Annotated in this window: 13 protein-coding genes; 9 read left to right on the forward strand and 4 right to left on the reverse strand. The window is 68.0% G+C overall.

Features of this window, described 5'->3' with window-relative positions; all coding sequences use genetic code 11:
* Positions 1 to 221: 221 nt before the first annotated feature.
* The 4 genes from GDJ08_RS19495 (at position 222) to GDJ08_RS19510 (ending at position 3,149) form a co-directional block, all read left to right on the forward strand.
* The gene (locus GDJ08_RS19495) at positions 222 to 968 is read left to right on the forward strand and encodes an N-acetylmuramoyl-L-alanine amidase (protein WP_153165535.1); all 747 of its coding nucleotides are present in this window, start codon (positions 222 to 224) and stop codon (positions 966 to 968) included.
* Positions 969 to 1,027: 59 nt separating this feature from the next.
* Entirely contained in the window at positions 1,028 to 2,188 is a 1,161-nt protein-coding gene (gene mltA, locus GDJ08_RS19500) for a murein transglycosylase A (RefSeq protein WP_153165536.1), read from the forward strand.
* Between the two features lie 65 nt (positions 2,189 to 2,253).
* Positions 2,254 to 2,802 carry a hypothetical protein gene (locus tag GDJ08_RS19505; protein WP_153165537.1) on the forward strand — a complete coding sequence of 183 codons (549 nt, stop codon included), beginning with the start codon at positions 2,254 to 2,256 and terminating at the stop codon, positions 2,800 to 2,802.
* The gene (locus tag GDJ08_RS19510; RefSeq protein ID WP_153165538.1) at positions 2,799 to 3,149 is read left to right on the forward strand and encodes a VOC family protein; all 351 of its coding nucleotides are present in this window, start codon (positions 2,799 to 2,801) and stop codon (positions 3,147 to 3,149) included. The genes GDJ08_RS19505 and GDJ08_RS19510 overlap by 4 nt, the downstream gene beginning before the upstream one ends.
* Before the next feature lie 7 nt (positions 3,150 to 3,156).
* Here GDJ08_RS19510 and GDJ08_RS19515 read toward each other — a convergent pair whose 3' ends face one another.
* Both GDJ08_RS19515 and GDJ08_RS19520 read right to left on the reverse strand, forming a co-directional pair.
* Positions 3,157 to 3,297, reverse strand: a complete 141-nt coding sequence (locus tag GDJ08_RS19515; RefSeq protein WP_153165539.1) for a hypothetical protein — start codon at positions 3,295 to 3,297, stop codon at positions 3,157 to 3,159.
* Between the two features lie 391 nt (positions 3,298 to 3,688).
* A complete protein-coding gene (locus GDJ08_RS19520; RefSeq protein ID WP_017356769.1) occupies positions 3,689 to 5,800 on the reverse strand; it encodes a DUF4357 domain-containing protein in 2,112 nt (703 codons plus the stop codon).
* Positions 5,801 to 6,358: 558 nt separating this feature from the next.
* Between GDJ08_RS19520 and GDJ08_RS19525 the strand changes: the two genes are divergently transcribed.
* From GDJ08_RS19525 to GDJ08_RS19540, 4 genes are all read left to right on the forward strand, one after another.
* On the forward strand, positions 6,359 to 7,417 hold the full coding sequence (locus GDJ08_RS19525; protein ID WP_017356770.1) for a two-component system sensor histidine kinase NtrB: 1,059 nt from the start codon (positions 6,359 to 6,361) through the stop codon (positions 7,415 to 7,417).
* Complete coding sequence (ntrC, locus tag GDJ08_RS19530) at positions 7,410 to 8,858, forward strand: nitrogen regulation protein NR(I) (protein WP_136006736.1); 1,449 nt, start codon at positions 7,410 to 7,412, stop codon at positions 8,856 to 8,858. The genes GDJ08_RS19525 and ntrC overlap by 8 nt, the downstream gene beginning before the upstream one ends.
* A 92-nt stretch (positions 8,859 to 8,950) precedes the next feature.
* Positions 8,951 to 9,517 carry a superoxide dismutase family protein gene (locus tag GDJ08_RS19535; RefSeq protein ID WP_153165540.1) on the forward strand — a complete coding sequence of 189 codons (567 nt, stop codon included), beginning with the start codon at positions 8,951 to 8,953 and terminating at the stop codon, positions 9,515 to 9,517.
* A gap of 53 nt (positions 9,518 to 9,570) precedes the next feature.
* Positions 9,571 to 10,209 (forward strand): superoxide dismutase family protein, encoded by a 639-nt coding sequence (locus tag GDJ08_RS19540; protein WP_153165541.1) that lies wholly within the window; start codon positions 9,571 to 9,573, stop codon positions 10,207 to 10,209.
* Between the two features lie 76 nt (positions 10,210 to 10,285).
* Here the strand turns inward: GDJ08_RS19540 and GDJ08_RS19545 are convergent, their stop codons facing one another.
* Positions 10,286 to 11,173: a hypothetical protein gene (locus GDJ08_RS19545; RefSeq protein WP_153165542.1), complete on the reverse strand. Its 888-nt coding sequence runs from the start codon at positions 11,171 to 11,173 to the stop codon at positions 10,286 to 10,288.
* A gap of 92 nt (positions 11,174 to 11,265) precedes the next feature.
* Between GDJ08_RS19545 and GDJ08_RS19550 the strand changes: the two genes are divergently transcribed.
* Positions 11,266 to 12,561, forward strand: a complete 1,296-nt coding sequence (locus GDJ08_RS19550) for an acetyl-CoA C-acetyltransferase (protein WP_026070665.1) — start codon at positions 11,266 to 11,268, stop codon at positions 12,559 to 12,561.
* Positions 12,562 to 12,658: 97 nt separating this feature from the next.
* On the opposite strand, the gene GDJ08_RS19555 is transcribed toward GDJ08_RS19550, so the two are convergent.
* Positions 12,659 to 13,987: a heme biosynthesis protein HemY gene (locus tag GDJ08_RS19555; RefSeq protein WP_153165543.1), complete on the reverse strand. Its 1,329-nt coding sequence runs from the start codon at positions 13,985 to 13,987 to the stop codon at positions 12,659 to 12,661.

The raw sequence follows: 13,987 nt of genomic DNA on the forward strand, positions 1-13,987 counted from the left end.
GTGCTCTTCCGATCCGGGCTCTGCCCGGCACCGAACCACCCGTAGTGCCGGGCTCTGCCCGGCACCGAACCACCCGTAGTGCCGGGCTCTGCCCGGCAACGAACCACCCGTAGTACCGGGCTCTGCCCGGCACAGGAAGAAACAAGAAACGAGAGAGAGAAGCTGTATTGGCCGGTCGGTCCCGCAAGGACCCCCGGCCATTTTTTTGCCACAATCCCCCCATGCCCAATCTCCGCGCGCCCCTCCTGCTGCTCGCATTCCTGCTGCTCGCCGGCTGCGCTACCACACCCACCGACCTGCGCAGCCCGCTCGCCACCTGGGTGCCATCGCCGAACCACAACGCGCGCGGCCCGGTCATCATCGTTCTGCATCACACCGACCAGGACAACGTGCAGCAGAGCCTGCACACCCTGCGGACCGCCAACAGCGGCGGCAGGGTCAGTTCGCACTATCTGGTGGGTGCCGATGGCCACATCTACCAGCTCGTCGCCGACAACCGCCGCGCCTGGCATGCCGGCGGTGGACGCTGGGGCGGCCTCACCGACCTCAACTCCACCTCGATCGGCATCGAGATCGACAACGACGGCAGCAGCCCGTTCGCGCCCGACCAGATCGCGGCCCTGATCCGTCTGCTCGACGACCTGTGCACCCGTCTGGATATCCCGCGCAGCCAGATCATCGCGCACGCCGATCTCGCGCCCGCGCGCAAGCAGGACCCGAGCCGCTTCTTCCCGTGGCAGCAACTGGCTGCGGCCGGTTTCGGCCTCTGGCCGCGCGACGCCGACGGCCCCGCACCGGCAGGCTTCGATCCGTGGCTGGCGCTGCAGGCATTCGGCTATCCGCTGGACGATCGTGAGGCAGCGGCGGGTGCTTTCCATCGCCGCTTCCGCGGCCGCGACGACCTGCCGCCCACGCTGGATGCCGAGGACGCCCGCATCCTGCATTCACTGCTGCAGCAGGCGCGGTAGAGCCGACTCCCCGTCGCCCCTACAATTGCCTCCCTGCAGTCGCCACACGAATACCGCCCATGAAGGCCCCGCGCCGCATCGCCGCACGCCTGTGTAGCGCCACGATCCTGCTGGCGTCGGTTCTGCTGACCGGCTGCGCCGTCCAGAACGCCCGCCCCGGCGCCGCACCTGCCAGCACCTACGCCAAAGCCGACTGGAACGCGTTGCCTGCGGTGTCCGACACCGACCTGAAGGCGGGTTTCGCGGCGTGGCGCAGCGCCTGCCCGCGCTTGAAGGGCGATGCCGCGTGGGCGCCCCTCTGTGTGGCGGCGGGTCACGTGGATGCCACGCCGGCCGCCATCCGCGCGTTCCTGCAGAACAGCCTGGATGTCTACGCCCTGCGTGCCGCCGGCAACCGTGCCGAGGGCCTGATCACCGGCTACTACGAGCCGATCTATCCCGGCAGCCTGACCCGCACCGCGCGCGCCACCGTGCCGGTGTATGGCGTGCCGGGCGACATGGTCAGCGTGCAGCTGGACAGCGTCTACCCCGAACTCAAGGGCAAGCGCCTGCGCGGCCGTGTGGAGGGGCGCATGCTCAAACCCTATGACGATGCCGCGCGCATCGCCGCCCACGGCGTCAACGCGCCCATCCTGGCCTGGCTCACCGACCCGATGGACCTGCAGTTCCTGCAGATACAGGGCTCGGGACGCGTCCAGCTCGACGATGGCCGGCATCTGCGCCTGGCCTACGCCGACCAGAACGGCCATCCCTACCGCCCGATCGGCCGCTGGCTGGTGGAGCAGGGCGAACTGGCCAAGGACGCGGTCAGCATGGACGCCATCCGAGCGTGGGCCAGCGCGCATCCGACGCGGGTGCCCGAGCTGCTGGCCAGCAACCCCAGCTACGTGTTCTTCGCCAAGGGTGCCGACGGCGACGAGGGCCCGCGCGGCTCATTGAACGTGCCGCTCACGGCCGGCTACAGCGTCGCGGTGGACCGCAGCGTGGTGCCGCTGGGCAGCCTCCTGTGGCTGTCCACCACGCGTCCGGATGGGGCGGCGCTGGTGCGGCCGGTGGCCGCGCAGGACACCGGCGGTGCCATCACCGGTGAGGTGCGCGCGGACCTGTTCTGGGGCACCGGTGATGCCGCCGGCGCGCTGGCCGGGCACATGAAGCAGAGCGGCCGCCTGTGGCTGCTGTGGCCCAAGGGCGTGGCGCTTCCCAGCCCCGGCGGCGGTTGATCGCCGCGCCCCTCCGGCGCGCCGGGGTATGCTGGCCAGACAACGCCCACTGTCGCGGATGATCGATGGCCCTTGCCCTGATCGCACTGCTCCTGATCGAAGTCGTCCTTCAGCTTGCGTGGGTGCCCTGGTACTTTGGCGTCGGCATCGTCGCCTTCACCGCGCGCGTTCCCGCGCCGGCGGCGCTGCGCTCCCGCCTTGCGCTGAACGCCCTAGAACGCGACGTCACCAACGAAACATGGCTGCCGCTGGTCTTCCGTCCCTTGCCGGATGGCCGCATCGCCTTCCGCGAGAGCTTCTTTATTTCCTTTGCGCGCCGCTACTACCCGGTGATGCGTGGTCTGGTGGCGGTGGACACCCGGCGCAACGAGGTGCGGGTCGTCGGCCTGTACAACTGGAATGCGTTGTTGATCACCCTGGCGATTCTGCTGGCCAGCGCCATGATCCCGCGCGCGGCACCGATGCTGCTGATGCTGCCGGTGTTCGTGGTGAGCTACCTGATCCAGCGGCGCCGGTTCACTGCAGTGGCCGACGCGGTGCGCGCGCAGCTGGCCGAGGTGGATTCGGTGGAGGTGCTCATGGCCCGCCGGATGCAGGCCCGGAGCACACCATGAAAGTGACCCGCATTGTGGCCAACCTGCACGCGTCCAATCCTGCGCTCGCCGACCGGTTCTACCGCGACATCCTCGGGCTGCACGTGGCGATGGACCACGGCTGGATCCGCACCTACGCCGGCGACGACACGATGGCCGTACAGCTCAGCATCGCCTCGGAAGGGGGCTCGGGCACTGCAGTGCCCGATCTCTCGATCGAAGTGGATGACCTGGACGAAGCGCTGCGCAGGGTGCTCCAGGCCGGCATCCCGCTGGCATACGGCCCGGCCAATGAATCCTGGGGCGTGCGGCGGTTCCACGTCCGCGATCCGCTGGGGCGGCTGGTCAACCTCCTTCAGCACGTGTGAGCGCGTATCACCGGCCATCGCGCCGCGCGCGACGCCCGGGGCAGTCAGCGGGACGGGGTGGGGTACCGCTGTTGATCCTGGCCAGCGCGCTGGTGCTGGTTGGCTCGATCTTCAACGCGGCTTCGTAGCTGCGGCGTGCCTCGTCCATGCGCACCGACGCCAGGTACGCTTCGCCCAGGCTGTCGTGCGCATTGGCCGAGTCCGGGTACTGCGCCGTGCCCCATGCGAGGACACCTCGCGATAGGCGAGGCTGCCGGCTGTATCGGCTTGCCGTTGAGCACCTCCCTCAGCTTCCTGCCGAGCGCCACGACCAACGCGCGCTGCCAGTAATTGCTCAGCATGGTCACGCTGATCTGGTGCGGCGCCGGACGCAGGCAGCGGATCTGGATGAACGCCATCGACACGTGCTGCCCATGCCGTGCAGCGATGTGGGTTGGCACCGTGGCGCTGGGCGCATCACCAGACAAGGCGCATGCCCAACTGCCACAGTTCGTTCAGACGCGAAGCGCTCGAGCGCTCTCCCGAACAGAGCAACTCTGTCAGCTGACCTCTTCGGCAGCTTGGTTGGCGGGCTGGTTATCCTTCCATGCGCCATACGTGATGGTGCTCCCCTTTATCCGCCAGGTCGTCCGTCCATTGTCTGCCCTTCCCACCACCACTGCGGACGCTGCACTTGGGCTGGAGAAATCGACATCCGTCATGAATACCAGGTGGGTACCATCGGCGGACGGTGACAGCGCGCCGCCGGTCTGAAGCTCAAGACGCAGCTGCTCGTAGGCGTGGCTCTTGCCGGTCCAGTTCAGTCTTGCCTGCGAACCCTTCAATACCGTGAAGCTGTCCGGGCGCTGCTTTGCCTGCGCGGTGATACCGCTGCGTGAGCCGGAAATCTCAAACACGATGGAGCTTCCGTCGCCCTCAAGCAGTCGGAGAAGTTCCTTGCCCAACTCTTCCTTGCTCCTTCGGCCCTGCAGACGCCAATGGGATTCAAGCAGACCAACCATTCTGGCCTGACGCTTCTCCAACACTTCGAGCGTCCAGTCCGCATGCTGAAGTACTTCGGTCGTAAGGGCGAATGCTGAGGTCCCCCCCTTCGTGAAGTAGCTTGACTTCTTCCATCCGAAATCTCGGTTGCTCGCAGAGCTGTTCTTCTTCCTGCTGAGCAGTGCGAGGTTGCCGAGTCGATGGACCCAGCGCTGGTGGTCTGCTTTGTCAGGCATCCATACCGCCCATGTGCTGTTGGGTGCGGGTTGCTGAGGCATGACATGTTCGACGGAAACAACGTTGTGCAGATACGTCGCGGTGGCATCCGACATGAGTCTGTCGAGTCGCAGGAGCAGCAAAGCAAGAGCACGGGAGGAATGTGTGTCGTACATCGCGCCGTCGAGCGCTGTGTAGGTAAGATGCTGCTCCTCGGCAGAAAGCTGCAGCGGGGAGGACACATCGAAGAGATCCATCTGCGATTCAATGGCTGTGGTCAGCGCGGAGAATCGTTCGATTCGGCCGTTCGGCCCAATCTTCCGGATCAGCATCGAGTAGCTGAGACGCTCAAGGTCACGGAAGAAATCGAGCACCAGCCCCGGGTCGTTTCGGTGAAGTACGAAGAACCGCAGGGCCGGCGGAACCCAGTCGTTGAATTCAAGTCGATTCAGCCACGTGAGGTGCTCGTTGACCTTTTCGGCATGCTGGGTGCTCGTGTACACCGCATCCCGTAATTCCGAGAACGCTTCAGCCATGGGAATGATGACCTCGTCCACAAGTGGGCGGGGAGAGTGCGCAGTAAGCACGTGCTCCTTGAACTCCTTGAGGAGTGTTCCGTGAGGTTTGGATTTTCGGTAAACCATTCGAATGTGGCTGAACAGATCCCCGAACTCACTGCGGCCGAGATCCTCCTCCTTGCTCTCCCATTTCCGCGTGTAATCGTCGCGTAGGGATTCTTCGATCTGGCCGATGATGTCGGCCTTCAGGATGTCGGTCGCACTCAGGTCTAGTCCGCGGCTGTTGAGAACGCCGAAGATCCGATATGCAGAGTCCAGGTCCGGCGTCGCCACGGTGACGAGATAGCAGCGAGTGATGATGAATTGGACGAGTCGTACGAGATCGCTCTGCGACAGTTTCGATAGCTCCGTCATGAATACCTTGGCGTTGGACCGCAGTCGGTCCTGCGCGTCCGGGAGCTGGTCATTCAGAGATACAAGCCGGATCAGGCCGTCCTCATGCTGAACGTACGTACGGAAGAACTCCCGGTCCCTATCTCGCAGTGACAGGCGATAGGAAGGCTGGGTTGCTTTCACAACGCTGCCTTTTTCATAGATGCAGCTGGTGATCTCATTCTGAACAACGTCGTCAGCCACCGTCGCCCGGATGGCGGAGAGCAGCAGAGTCAGCGTGGTCAGGCGCTGCTGCCCGTCCACTACAGTCGCTTCCGTCGATGACTCCGGCTTGATGAGAACGATGCTTCCCAGGAAGTATGGCGTTGAATCGCCAAGGCTCTCGGGGGCAAGCGACAGGGCCGCAATCAGGTCATCAATGAGCTCTCTGGCTTGTTCGGTGCCCCATGAATAGGGCCGCTGATACCCGGGAATATGGAAAACGTAGTCAGCGCTGAAGATGCGGGAGAGCGACTGTTCTTTGGCGGTCAGTGTGTGCGACATAGGTCCGTGGAGTCGAGATCTGGCGAGGATGAAGTGCCCTGGACTGGACGCGCGCCGCCCTTGAAGATGCATCCGAGCACCTGAAGGGCAAGCTGGGGGAGAGGCGTCGTTCAGAGCCGCGACTGAGCTGGGGCGAAAGTCCCGATAAACGGCTTGGCCAATCAATGCTGTATCTGATGCGGGCGCTTCCCTGTGCGCAGCAGATCCTTCAGGTGGGCAGAGTATGCCGTAGGCACCAGGGGGGAGCGCAATTGGTTCCTTGAAGGGCGAGCCTCAGCGGACGCACCGGCCGAACCGGATTGCCGCGGCAACGATCGGTGTCCTCCCCACAAGCCACCGCCGCCTTCCCGGCCGGCAGGTTCCCCCGGTCTGGCCGGCCGACGTTCTGCATTCGGGGATTCACCCGACAAGCGGTGCAGATGTACGGCAGGTGGGGCATAGCGTGCGTTCAGCGAATCCACCACAGTGGGTGCAGACAGCACAGACGTTGCCAATTCGTCCAGCGCCGGCGCGGTGCCGATCAGGCGCAACACCCCCGTTTTGCACTACATTGGTGCAATGACCGCCGCACTCGTTCCCCCCGCCCTCGACGCCCTCGGCACGCCGGTCGCCTGGGCCGACGCTGACGGCCGCGTGGCCGGCTGCAATCCCGCGTTCTCGCGCTGGCTGGGCGTCAGTGGGCGCCGCCTGGTGGGCCAACCGCTGGCCTCGCTGGAAGTGCAGGGCGAAGCCCTGGCGCACTTCCTGGCGCGCGACGAGCGCGATGTCCTGCGCCTGCACCGGCTGGCGCTGGCGTTGCCCGGCGACGCGCCGCGTTTTGCCGAGGGCTGGCTCAGCCGATGGGATGCAGGCGGGTGGCTGCTGGAGGCCCATCCGGTCGACGAGTTTCCCGGGCTGGACCCGACCCAGGCGCTGCCCAGCGCGCTCAGCGCCGCCCTCAAGGGCCTGGCGCACGAGCTGCGCAATCCGCTGGCCGGCCTGAAGGGCGCGGCCCAGTTGCTGGCACGGCGCAACGCACAGCGCGACCCCGACGAGCGCGAGCTGATCGACCTGATCAGCTCGGAAATCGAGCGCCTCAACGGCCTGCTCGAACAACTGCTCTCTCCCGCACCGGCCGCACCGCACGCGCCGTTGAACATCCACGCCTCGCTGGAGCGCGTGCTGCGCCTGGCCGAGAGCGAGGGCGGCTGGGCGGTGCGCGTGCAACGCGATTACGACCCGAGCATTCCCGAATTCGATGGCGACGCCGATCGCCTGACCCAAGCGGTGTGGAACCTGGTGCGCAATGCGATCCAGGCCGGCGCCGGTACCGTCACCCTGCGCACGCGCGTGGAACATGGCGTGCGCATCACCGACCACCTGCACCCGCTGGCGCTGCGGCTGGAGATTGCCGATGACGGCCGCGGCGTTCCCGAAGAACTGGCCGAGCACCTGTTCCTGCCCCTGGTCAGCGGCCGCGCCGAGGGTACCGGCCTGGGTCTGGCGCTCGCCCAGCAGGTCGCGCGCGAACACCGCGGCAGCCTGACCTACCGCTCGCGTCCGGGGCACACCGTATTCACCGTGCTGCTGCCGATCGGCGGCGGCACGCCTGACGAAGAGGCGGCCACACATGGCTGATCCAGTACCGTCCACCGGCCAGCGCGTCTGGGTGGTCGACGATGACCGCGCGGTGCGCTTCGTGCTGTGTACCGCACTGCGCGATGCCGGCTACCAGGTCGATGGTTTCGACGGGGCGGCGGCGGCGCTGTCGGCACTGGACGCGCAGACCGTTCCGGACCTGCTGTTCACCGACGTGCGCATGCCCGGTGATGACGGCCTGGTATTGCTCGACAAGCTCAAGGCCGCCCATCCGCAGTTGCCGGTCATCGTGATGTCGGCCTACACCGATGTCGCCAGCACCGCCGGGGCGTTCCGTGGCGGGGCGCAGGAGTTCCTGTCCAAGCCGTTCGACCTGGACGACGCGGTGGCACTGGCGCAGCGCGTGCTGCCGGCGCCCGATGCGGCGCTCGCCGCGCCCAGCGAGCCCGCCGCGCCCCCCGCACCGGACCAGCGCCCACAACTGGTGGGCGATACCCCGGCGATGCGCGCGCTGTTCCGTGCGATCGGGCGGCTGGCGCAGGCGCCGCTGTCGGTGCTGATCAATGGCGAAACCGGCACCGGCAAGGAGCTGGTGGCGCACGCGCTGCACCACGAATCGCCGCGCGCGGCCGGCCCGTTCGTGGCGCTCAACACCGCCGCGATTCCCGCCGAACTGCTGGAGAGCGAACTGTTCGGCCATGAGGCCGGCGCGTTCACCGGCGCCCAGCGCCGCCACGTGGGGCGCTTCGAACAGGCCCACGGCGGCACGCTGTTCCTGGATGAAATCGGCGACATGCCGCTGCCGCTGCAGACCCGCCTGCTGCGCGTGCTGGCCGAGGGTGAGTTCTTCCGCGTTGGCGGACGTGAGCTGATCCGGGTCGATGTGCGCGTGATCGCCGCCACCCACCAGGACCTCGAATCGCTGGTCGCGCAGGGCCGCTTCCGCGCCGACCTGCTGCATCGTCTGGACGTGGTGCGCCTGCGCCTGCCGGCGCTGCGCGAACGCCGCGACGACATCGCCCAGCTTGCCGACACCTTCCTCGCCGCCGCCGCGCGCAAGCTCGATACTCCGCCCAAACGGCTCACCGCCGCCGCGGTGCAGGCGCTGCGCGAACACGAGTGGCCCGGCAACGTGCGCGAGCTGGAGAACGTGTGCTGGCGCATGGCAGCGCTGGCGGCGTCGGACACCATCGGCGTGGCCGATGTCGACAGCGCGCTGCATCGCGGTGGCAACCCGCGCACGCGGCCCTCCGGCGATCCCGGGCAATGGGAAACGCTGCTGTCGGCCTGGGCACGGCAACGGCTGGCCGAGGGCGCCGAAGGGCTGCACGCGCAGGTGCGCGAGCGGGTCGACCAGGCGCTGCTGGAGGCCGCCCTGCAGATCACCCACGGCCGCCGTGCCGAAGCCGCCGCGCGGTTGGGCATGGGCCGCAATACCCTTACCCGCAAGCTCGGCGCCGGCCGCCGCCGTGGCGCATGAACCACGCGTCGCGGCGATGTGTGCGGCGCGTGTCCCCTCTTTCATGGCCCGTGGACGACGCCACGGCTAGCTTGGCTCCAAGGAGTTTTCCCATGCGCAGTTCCCGTCTTGTTCTGCTCGCGTCCACCGCGCTGGTGCTCAGCGCGTGCGGTACCACCCCGCCACCGCGCCCTGCCGCGCCGGCCGCGCCGTTGGTCAGCACGGCCCAGCAGGCCGAAGCCAACCTGGCACCGGCCTCGGCCAGTCTGGTCAGCGGCCGGCTGGCACTGGTCCCCGACGCCCGCGGGGTACACATCACCGGCGTCATCGGTGGTCTGCACCCGCTGCAGACCGCTGCCTTCCACGTGCATGAGCGCGGCGACTGCAGCGCGGTGGATGCCAGCAGTGCCGGCCCCCATTTCAATCCCACCGGCCAGGCACACGGGCGCAACGGCGCCGGCGCGCATCATGCCGGCGACATGGACAACCTGCGTGCCGACGCGCAGGGCCGGGTCAACGTGGACGTGCGTCTGCCAGCCGTCACCCTTGGCGGCGGCGCAGCCACCGATATCGCCGGACGTGCCCTGGTCGTGCATGCCAATGCCGACGATTACCGCACCCAGCCCGCCGGCAACGCCGGCGCCCGAATCGCCTGCGGCGTCATCCGCGTCACGCGCTGAGCGCACGACCTGCTGACGACCGTTCATTCACTGCCACCTGCAAGGAGATCCACATGCGTCCGATCCATACCGCGTTGTTCGCCGCCATTGCCACGCTCGGCCTGAGCGCCTGCAACAAGCCGGCCGACACCACGCCCGATGCCACGCCCGCCGCTGAATCCGCCGCCGCCCAGCCGACCGCCGACGCCACCCCGGACGCGCCGCCGGCGATGATGAGCAGCGATGCCCATGCCAACCACAGTGCCGTCGCCGATCTGGCGCCGACCCAGGGCAATGCCGTCAAGGGCAACGTCACCTTCAGCGTCATCGACGGCAAGGTCCACGTGAAGGGCGAGGTCAGCGGCCTCAAGCCCAACAGCGAACACGGTTTCCACATCCATGAGACGGGCGACTGCAGCGCGCCGGACGGCGCCAGCGCCGGCGGCCACTTCAATCCGGGCAAGGAAGATCACGGCAGCGTGGCCGCCACTCCGCACCACGGTGGCGACATGCCCAACATCAAGGCCGACGCCCAAGGCAATGCGGTGGTCGACGCCGATGTGTCGACCAACGTCAACATCGGCAAGGGCGATGGTTTTGACATCATCGGGCGTGGCCTGATCGTCCATGCCGACGCCGACGACTACAAGACCCAGCCGACCGGCAATGCCGGCGCCCGCCTGGCCTGCGCGGTGATCAAGTCCGCGCCGTAACCGACACGACGCAGAACGAAAAACGCCGGCGAACGCCGGCGTTTTTCTGGGTGGGCATCAGCGGAGGCCGGCGCTGTCAGCCCGCCATCAACCGGCGGGCGTCCTGCCCGGCTTCGCAGTGCACGAACAGCACCGGCAGCCCGTGGGCTTCCAGCACCGCAGCCATCTGCCGCTGACGGATCAGGTACTGGTCGTAGATGCCCTGCAGGCGATCGCAGTCGCCGCTGCCGTGGTTGTAATGCGCGCACCAGCCGGCGGGATCGAACAGCGCCATACGCACTTCGCCATCGGCGTATCGAAGCAGCGGCTCGGGCGCGGCGTCCACCCATTCCTCGGCCTGCGGCGCCATCAACGCGGTCTCGATCAACGGCCACAGCACCGCCAGCCCCTGATTGTCGTACTGCATCGACATCATCGCCGCGAGGTCGTTCACGGTGAAGAAGCGGGCGTGCTCGATCTGCGCGCCAAATGTGTTCTGCGCCAGCAGGGCGGTATCCGGCTGGGCCATGCCCTGGGCCAGCAGCACGTCCTCCAGCGCCTCGGCCACAGCGGCGGTCTGCGCCACGTCGGTCCCCGTTAGCAGGAACGGCACTACCCGCAGTCCACCGCCGGTGAGGCTGGCATCGGCCTGGAACGGCAACGGTACATCGCCGTCGGCGCCGGCACCGAAGGCCAGCAGGCGCGGGCCCTGGCTGCGGCCCGGTGCGCGCATCTGCAGCTCTTCCAGACGGCGGTGGATCGGCCAGCCCGGACGCAGCACCTCGGCCGGGTCGAAATGGGCGCCGGCGAAGACGAAGTCCAGCGTACTCACGCCGGGCACCAGTTTGGCCAGGTCGCGGCCGATGCGGTCGGCCAGTTCACCGGCCTGTTCGGACGACAGCGCGGCATGGCGCGGCGCGTCGCCGCCGGCCAGTTCCAATGCCAGTACGCCAAGGGCATTCATGCCGTGGTCGGGTTTGCTCATGGTTTCACGGTTGGCCCATCACAGGGCGGCAGCTACACTTGCCCCCATTATGCCTGCTCCTTCGTGCAGGCCATGTTGCAGACACCCCTCCCATGCCAGGTATCTCCATGCCCAACGCCCGTCCCGTCGCCATTCTCGGTGGCGTCCGCATCCCGTTCTGCCGCCAGAACACGGCCTACTCGGACGTCGGGAACCTCGGCATGTCGGTGCGCACGCTCGGGGCGCTGGTGGAGCGCTTCGGCCTGCACGGCCAGCAGCTCGGCGAAGTGGCGATGGGCGCGGTGATCAAGCACTCCAGCGACTGGAACCTGGGCCGCGAAGCCACGCTGTCCTCGGGGCTGTCGCCGCTGACGCCGGGCATCACCATGCAGCGCGCCTGCGGCACCTCGCTGGACACCATCATCGCGGTGGCCAACAAGATCGCGCTGGGCCAGATCGAATCGGGCATCGGCGGTGGGTCGGACACCACCTCCGACGTGCCGATCGTGTACGGCAAGAAGCTGCGCGCGCGCCTGCTGGCGGCCAATCGCGCCAAGACCACTGGCGACAAGTTCAAAGCCCTCACCCGTGGCTTCAAGCTCAGCGAGCTCAAGCCCGAGTTTCCCGGCGTGGCCGAACCGCGCACCGGCAAGAGCATGGGCGACCACTGCGAGGACATGGCCAAGGAGTGGAACATCTCCCGCGACTCGCAGGACGAATGGGCGGTGTCCTCGCACAAGAAGCTGGCTGCGGCGTATGAGCGCGGCTTCTTCAACGACCTGATCGCCCCGTTCCGCGGTGTCGAGCGCGACAACATCCTGCGTGCGGACACCTCGCTGGAAAAGCTGGCCACGCTCAAGCCGGCCTTCGACAAGGTATCCGGTCGCGGCACGCTGACTGCGGCCAATTCCACCCCGCTCACCGACGGTGCCTCGGCGGTGCTGCTGGCCAGCGAGGAATGGGCGCGCGCGCACGGCCACGAACCGCTGGCTTACCTGCGTGATTCGCAGGTGGCGGCGGTCGACTTCGTGCACGGCGAGGGCCTGCTGATGGCGCCCACCATCGCCGTCCCGGAGATGCTCAAGCGCAACGGCCTGACTCTGCAGGATTTCGACATCTACGAAATCCACGAAGCGTTCGCCGCGCAGGTGCTGTGCACGCTGCGTGCGTGGGAAAGCGAAGACTACTGCCGCAACCGTCTGGGCCTGGACGCACCGCTGGGCAGGATCGATCCGGCCAGGATCAACCCGCTGGGCTCGTCGCTGGCCACCGGCCACCCGTTCGCCGCCACCGGCGCGCGCGTGATCGCCACGGCCGCCAAGCAGCTGGCCGAACGCGGCGGTGGCCGCGCGCTGGTGTCGATCTGCACCGCCGGCGGTATGGGCGTGGTGGCGATCGTCGAACGCTGACGCGGCCGATGTGCGAATGAGAAAGGCCGCCCAAGGGCGGCCTTTTTCGTTGGTGCCCCCAACACGCAGGGGCACGGTTGCCGGGCAGCGCCCGGTACTACGGCAGGCGGGGATTGCCGTAGTCGTCGCGCTCGTCGCGCAGCCCCCCGACCGGGTCGATGGGATCGGCCGGCAACGGCTGCGCCATCAACGACTGCTCCTCCACCGTGGCACGCTCGGTCACTGCGGCGGCCGCTTCGGTGGCGCGGGCGAGCGCGACGCTGTCCTCGCCGCGCTGCTGGCGCAGCGCGTTGGCGAAGCACTGCGCGGCCAGCGGGGCATCACCCCGCTCGTGGAACACCTCGCCCAACGCCTCCCAGGCCGCCGGGCCGGCACCGGCGGCGATCGCGCGGTGCAGGTAATCCTCCGCCGCCGCGTGCTGACGCTGACGCACGGCGATGCGGCCCAGCGCCAGCAGCAGCGCCGGGCTGGCCGGGTGGCTGGTCAGCCAACGCTGCAGGTTGGCCTGGCGCGTGGCCAGCTTGTCCACCGGCATCTGCCCGTAGAGCGTCACCAGCGATTCGTCCCAGCGCGTGTCCAGGGCCTGTTCCAGGGTCAGCAGGGCCGGTTCGTCCCAGTCCAGCGCCACCGCGCGCAGGGCGTAGCCGGCCACCACCTCCGGATCGCTGCGCAGCGCCTTCGGCGTGGCTTCCCACTGCGCGGCCAGCGCATTGACGTCGCCGGCTTCCAGCAGCGACTGCGCGGCCAGGCGGGCTTCCAGTTCAGCCACGGCATCATCGGGCAGCACCTTCTGCTTGCGCAGCGCGCCAAGCTGGCCATACGCCTCGTGCGCGCGTTCGGCACGCGCCAGCGCCTCGGTGCGCAGCCACAGACCGCGCGGCGGCAGCGGCTGGATCGCCGCCACGTCGAGCGCATTGATCGCATCCACCGGGCGTTCCTGGCCAAGCAGACGTTCGGCCAGCAGCAGCGCGTGGCTGGTGGCGTCTTCGCCGGCCAGACGCTGCAGGTACTGGTTGGCGGCAGCCTCGTCGCCGCGTGCCTGCGCACTGCGCACGGCCGTGGCCAGCGCCACCGCGCTCACCTCTTTGTCCTCGGCCGCAGCGCCGAGCAGCTTCTCTGCGCGCTGCCAGTGGCCGTACTCATGCGCCTGCAGGCCTTCGGTCAGGCGCGCACGGCCCTGCTTGCGGCGGTAGCGGCCCCACGCCCGGAACGGCGCGGCCACCAGGCTCCACAGCAGCCACAGCAACAGCAGTGCCACCAGCGCCGCGAGCGCAACCTGGGGCACCGTAGAGCGGTAGTCATTGCCGGCGTAGCGGTAGATCACTTCGCCGAACTGGCGCAGCGAGTCGGCGCCGAGCCATTGCGCGGCAATCACGCCGAGCGCAACGGCCAACAGAAGAACCACAAGGGACTGGAATGGCTTCAT

The organism is Stenotrophomonas nematodicola (genome assembly GCF_009467805.1).
Classification (GTDB): domain Bacteria; phylum Pseudomonadota; class Gammaproteobacteria; order Xanthomonadales; family Xanthomonadaceae; genus Stenotrophomonas; species Stenotrophomonas nematodicola.

What these genes read in the sequence shown, in the direction of transcription:
- GDJ08_RS19495 (WP_153165535.1), top strand. Translation starts at nt 222, where the DNA reads ATGCCCAATCTCCGCGCGCCCCTCCTGCTGCTCGCATTCCTGCTGCTC.
- mltA (WP_153165536.1), top strand. Translation starts at nt 1,028, where the DNA reads ATGAAGGCCCCGCGCCGCATCGCCGCACGCCTGTGTAGCGCCACGATC.
- GDJ08_RS19505 (WP_153165537.1), top strand. Translation starts at nt 2,254, where the DNA reads ATGGCCCTTGCCCTGATCGCACTGCTCCTGATCGAAGTCGTCCTTCAG.
- GDJ08_RS19510 (WP_153165538.1), top strand. Translation starts at nt 2,799, where the DNA reads ATGAAAGTGACCCGCATTGTGGCCAACCTGCACGCGTCCAATCCTGCG.
- GDJ08_RS19515 (WP_153165539.1), bottom strand. Translation starts at nt 3,297, where the DNA reads ATGGACGAGGCACGCCGCAGCTACGAAGCCGCGTTGAAGATCGAGCCA.
- GDJ08_RS19520 (WP_017356769.1), bottom strand. Translation starts at nt 5,800, where the DNA reads ATGTCGCACACACTGACCGCCAAAGAACAGTCGCTCTCCCGCATCTTC.
- GDJ08_RS19525 (WP_017356770.1), top strand. Translation starts at nt 6,359, where the DNA reads ATGACCGCCGCACTCGTTCCCCCCGCCCTCGACGCCCTCGGCACGCCG.
- ntrC (WP_136006736.1), top strand. Translation starts at nt 7,410, where the DNA reads ATGGCTGATCCAGTACCGTCCACCGGCCAGCGCGTCTGGGTGGTCGAC.
- GDJ08_RS19535 (WP_153165540.1), top strand. Translation starts at nt 8,951, where the DNA reads ATGCGCAGTTCCCGTCTTGTTCTGCTCGCGTCCACCGCGCTGGTGCTC.
- GDJ08_RS19540 (WP_153165541.1), top strand. Translation starts at nt 9,571, where the DNA reads ATGCGTCCGATCCATACCGCGTTGTTCGCCGCCATTGCCACGCTCGGC.
- GDJ08_RS19545 (WP_153165542.1), bottom strand. Translation starts at nt 11,173, where the DNA reads ATGAGCAAACCCGACCACGGCATGAATGCCCTTGGCGTACTGGCATTG.
- GDJ08_RS19550 (WP_026070665.1), top strand. Translation starts at nt 11,266, where the DNA reads ATGCCAGGTATCTCCATGCCCAACGCCCGTCCCGTCGCCATTCTCGGT.
- GDJ08_RS19555 (WP_153165543.1), bottom strand. Translation starts at nt 13,987, where the DNA reads ATGAAGCCATTCCAGTCCCTTGTGGTTCTTCTGTTGGCCGTTGCGCTC.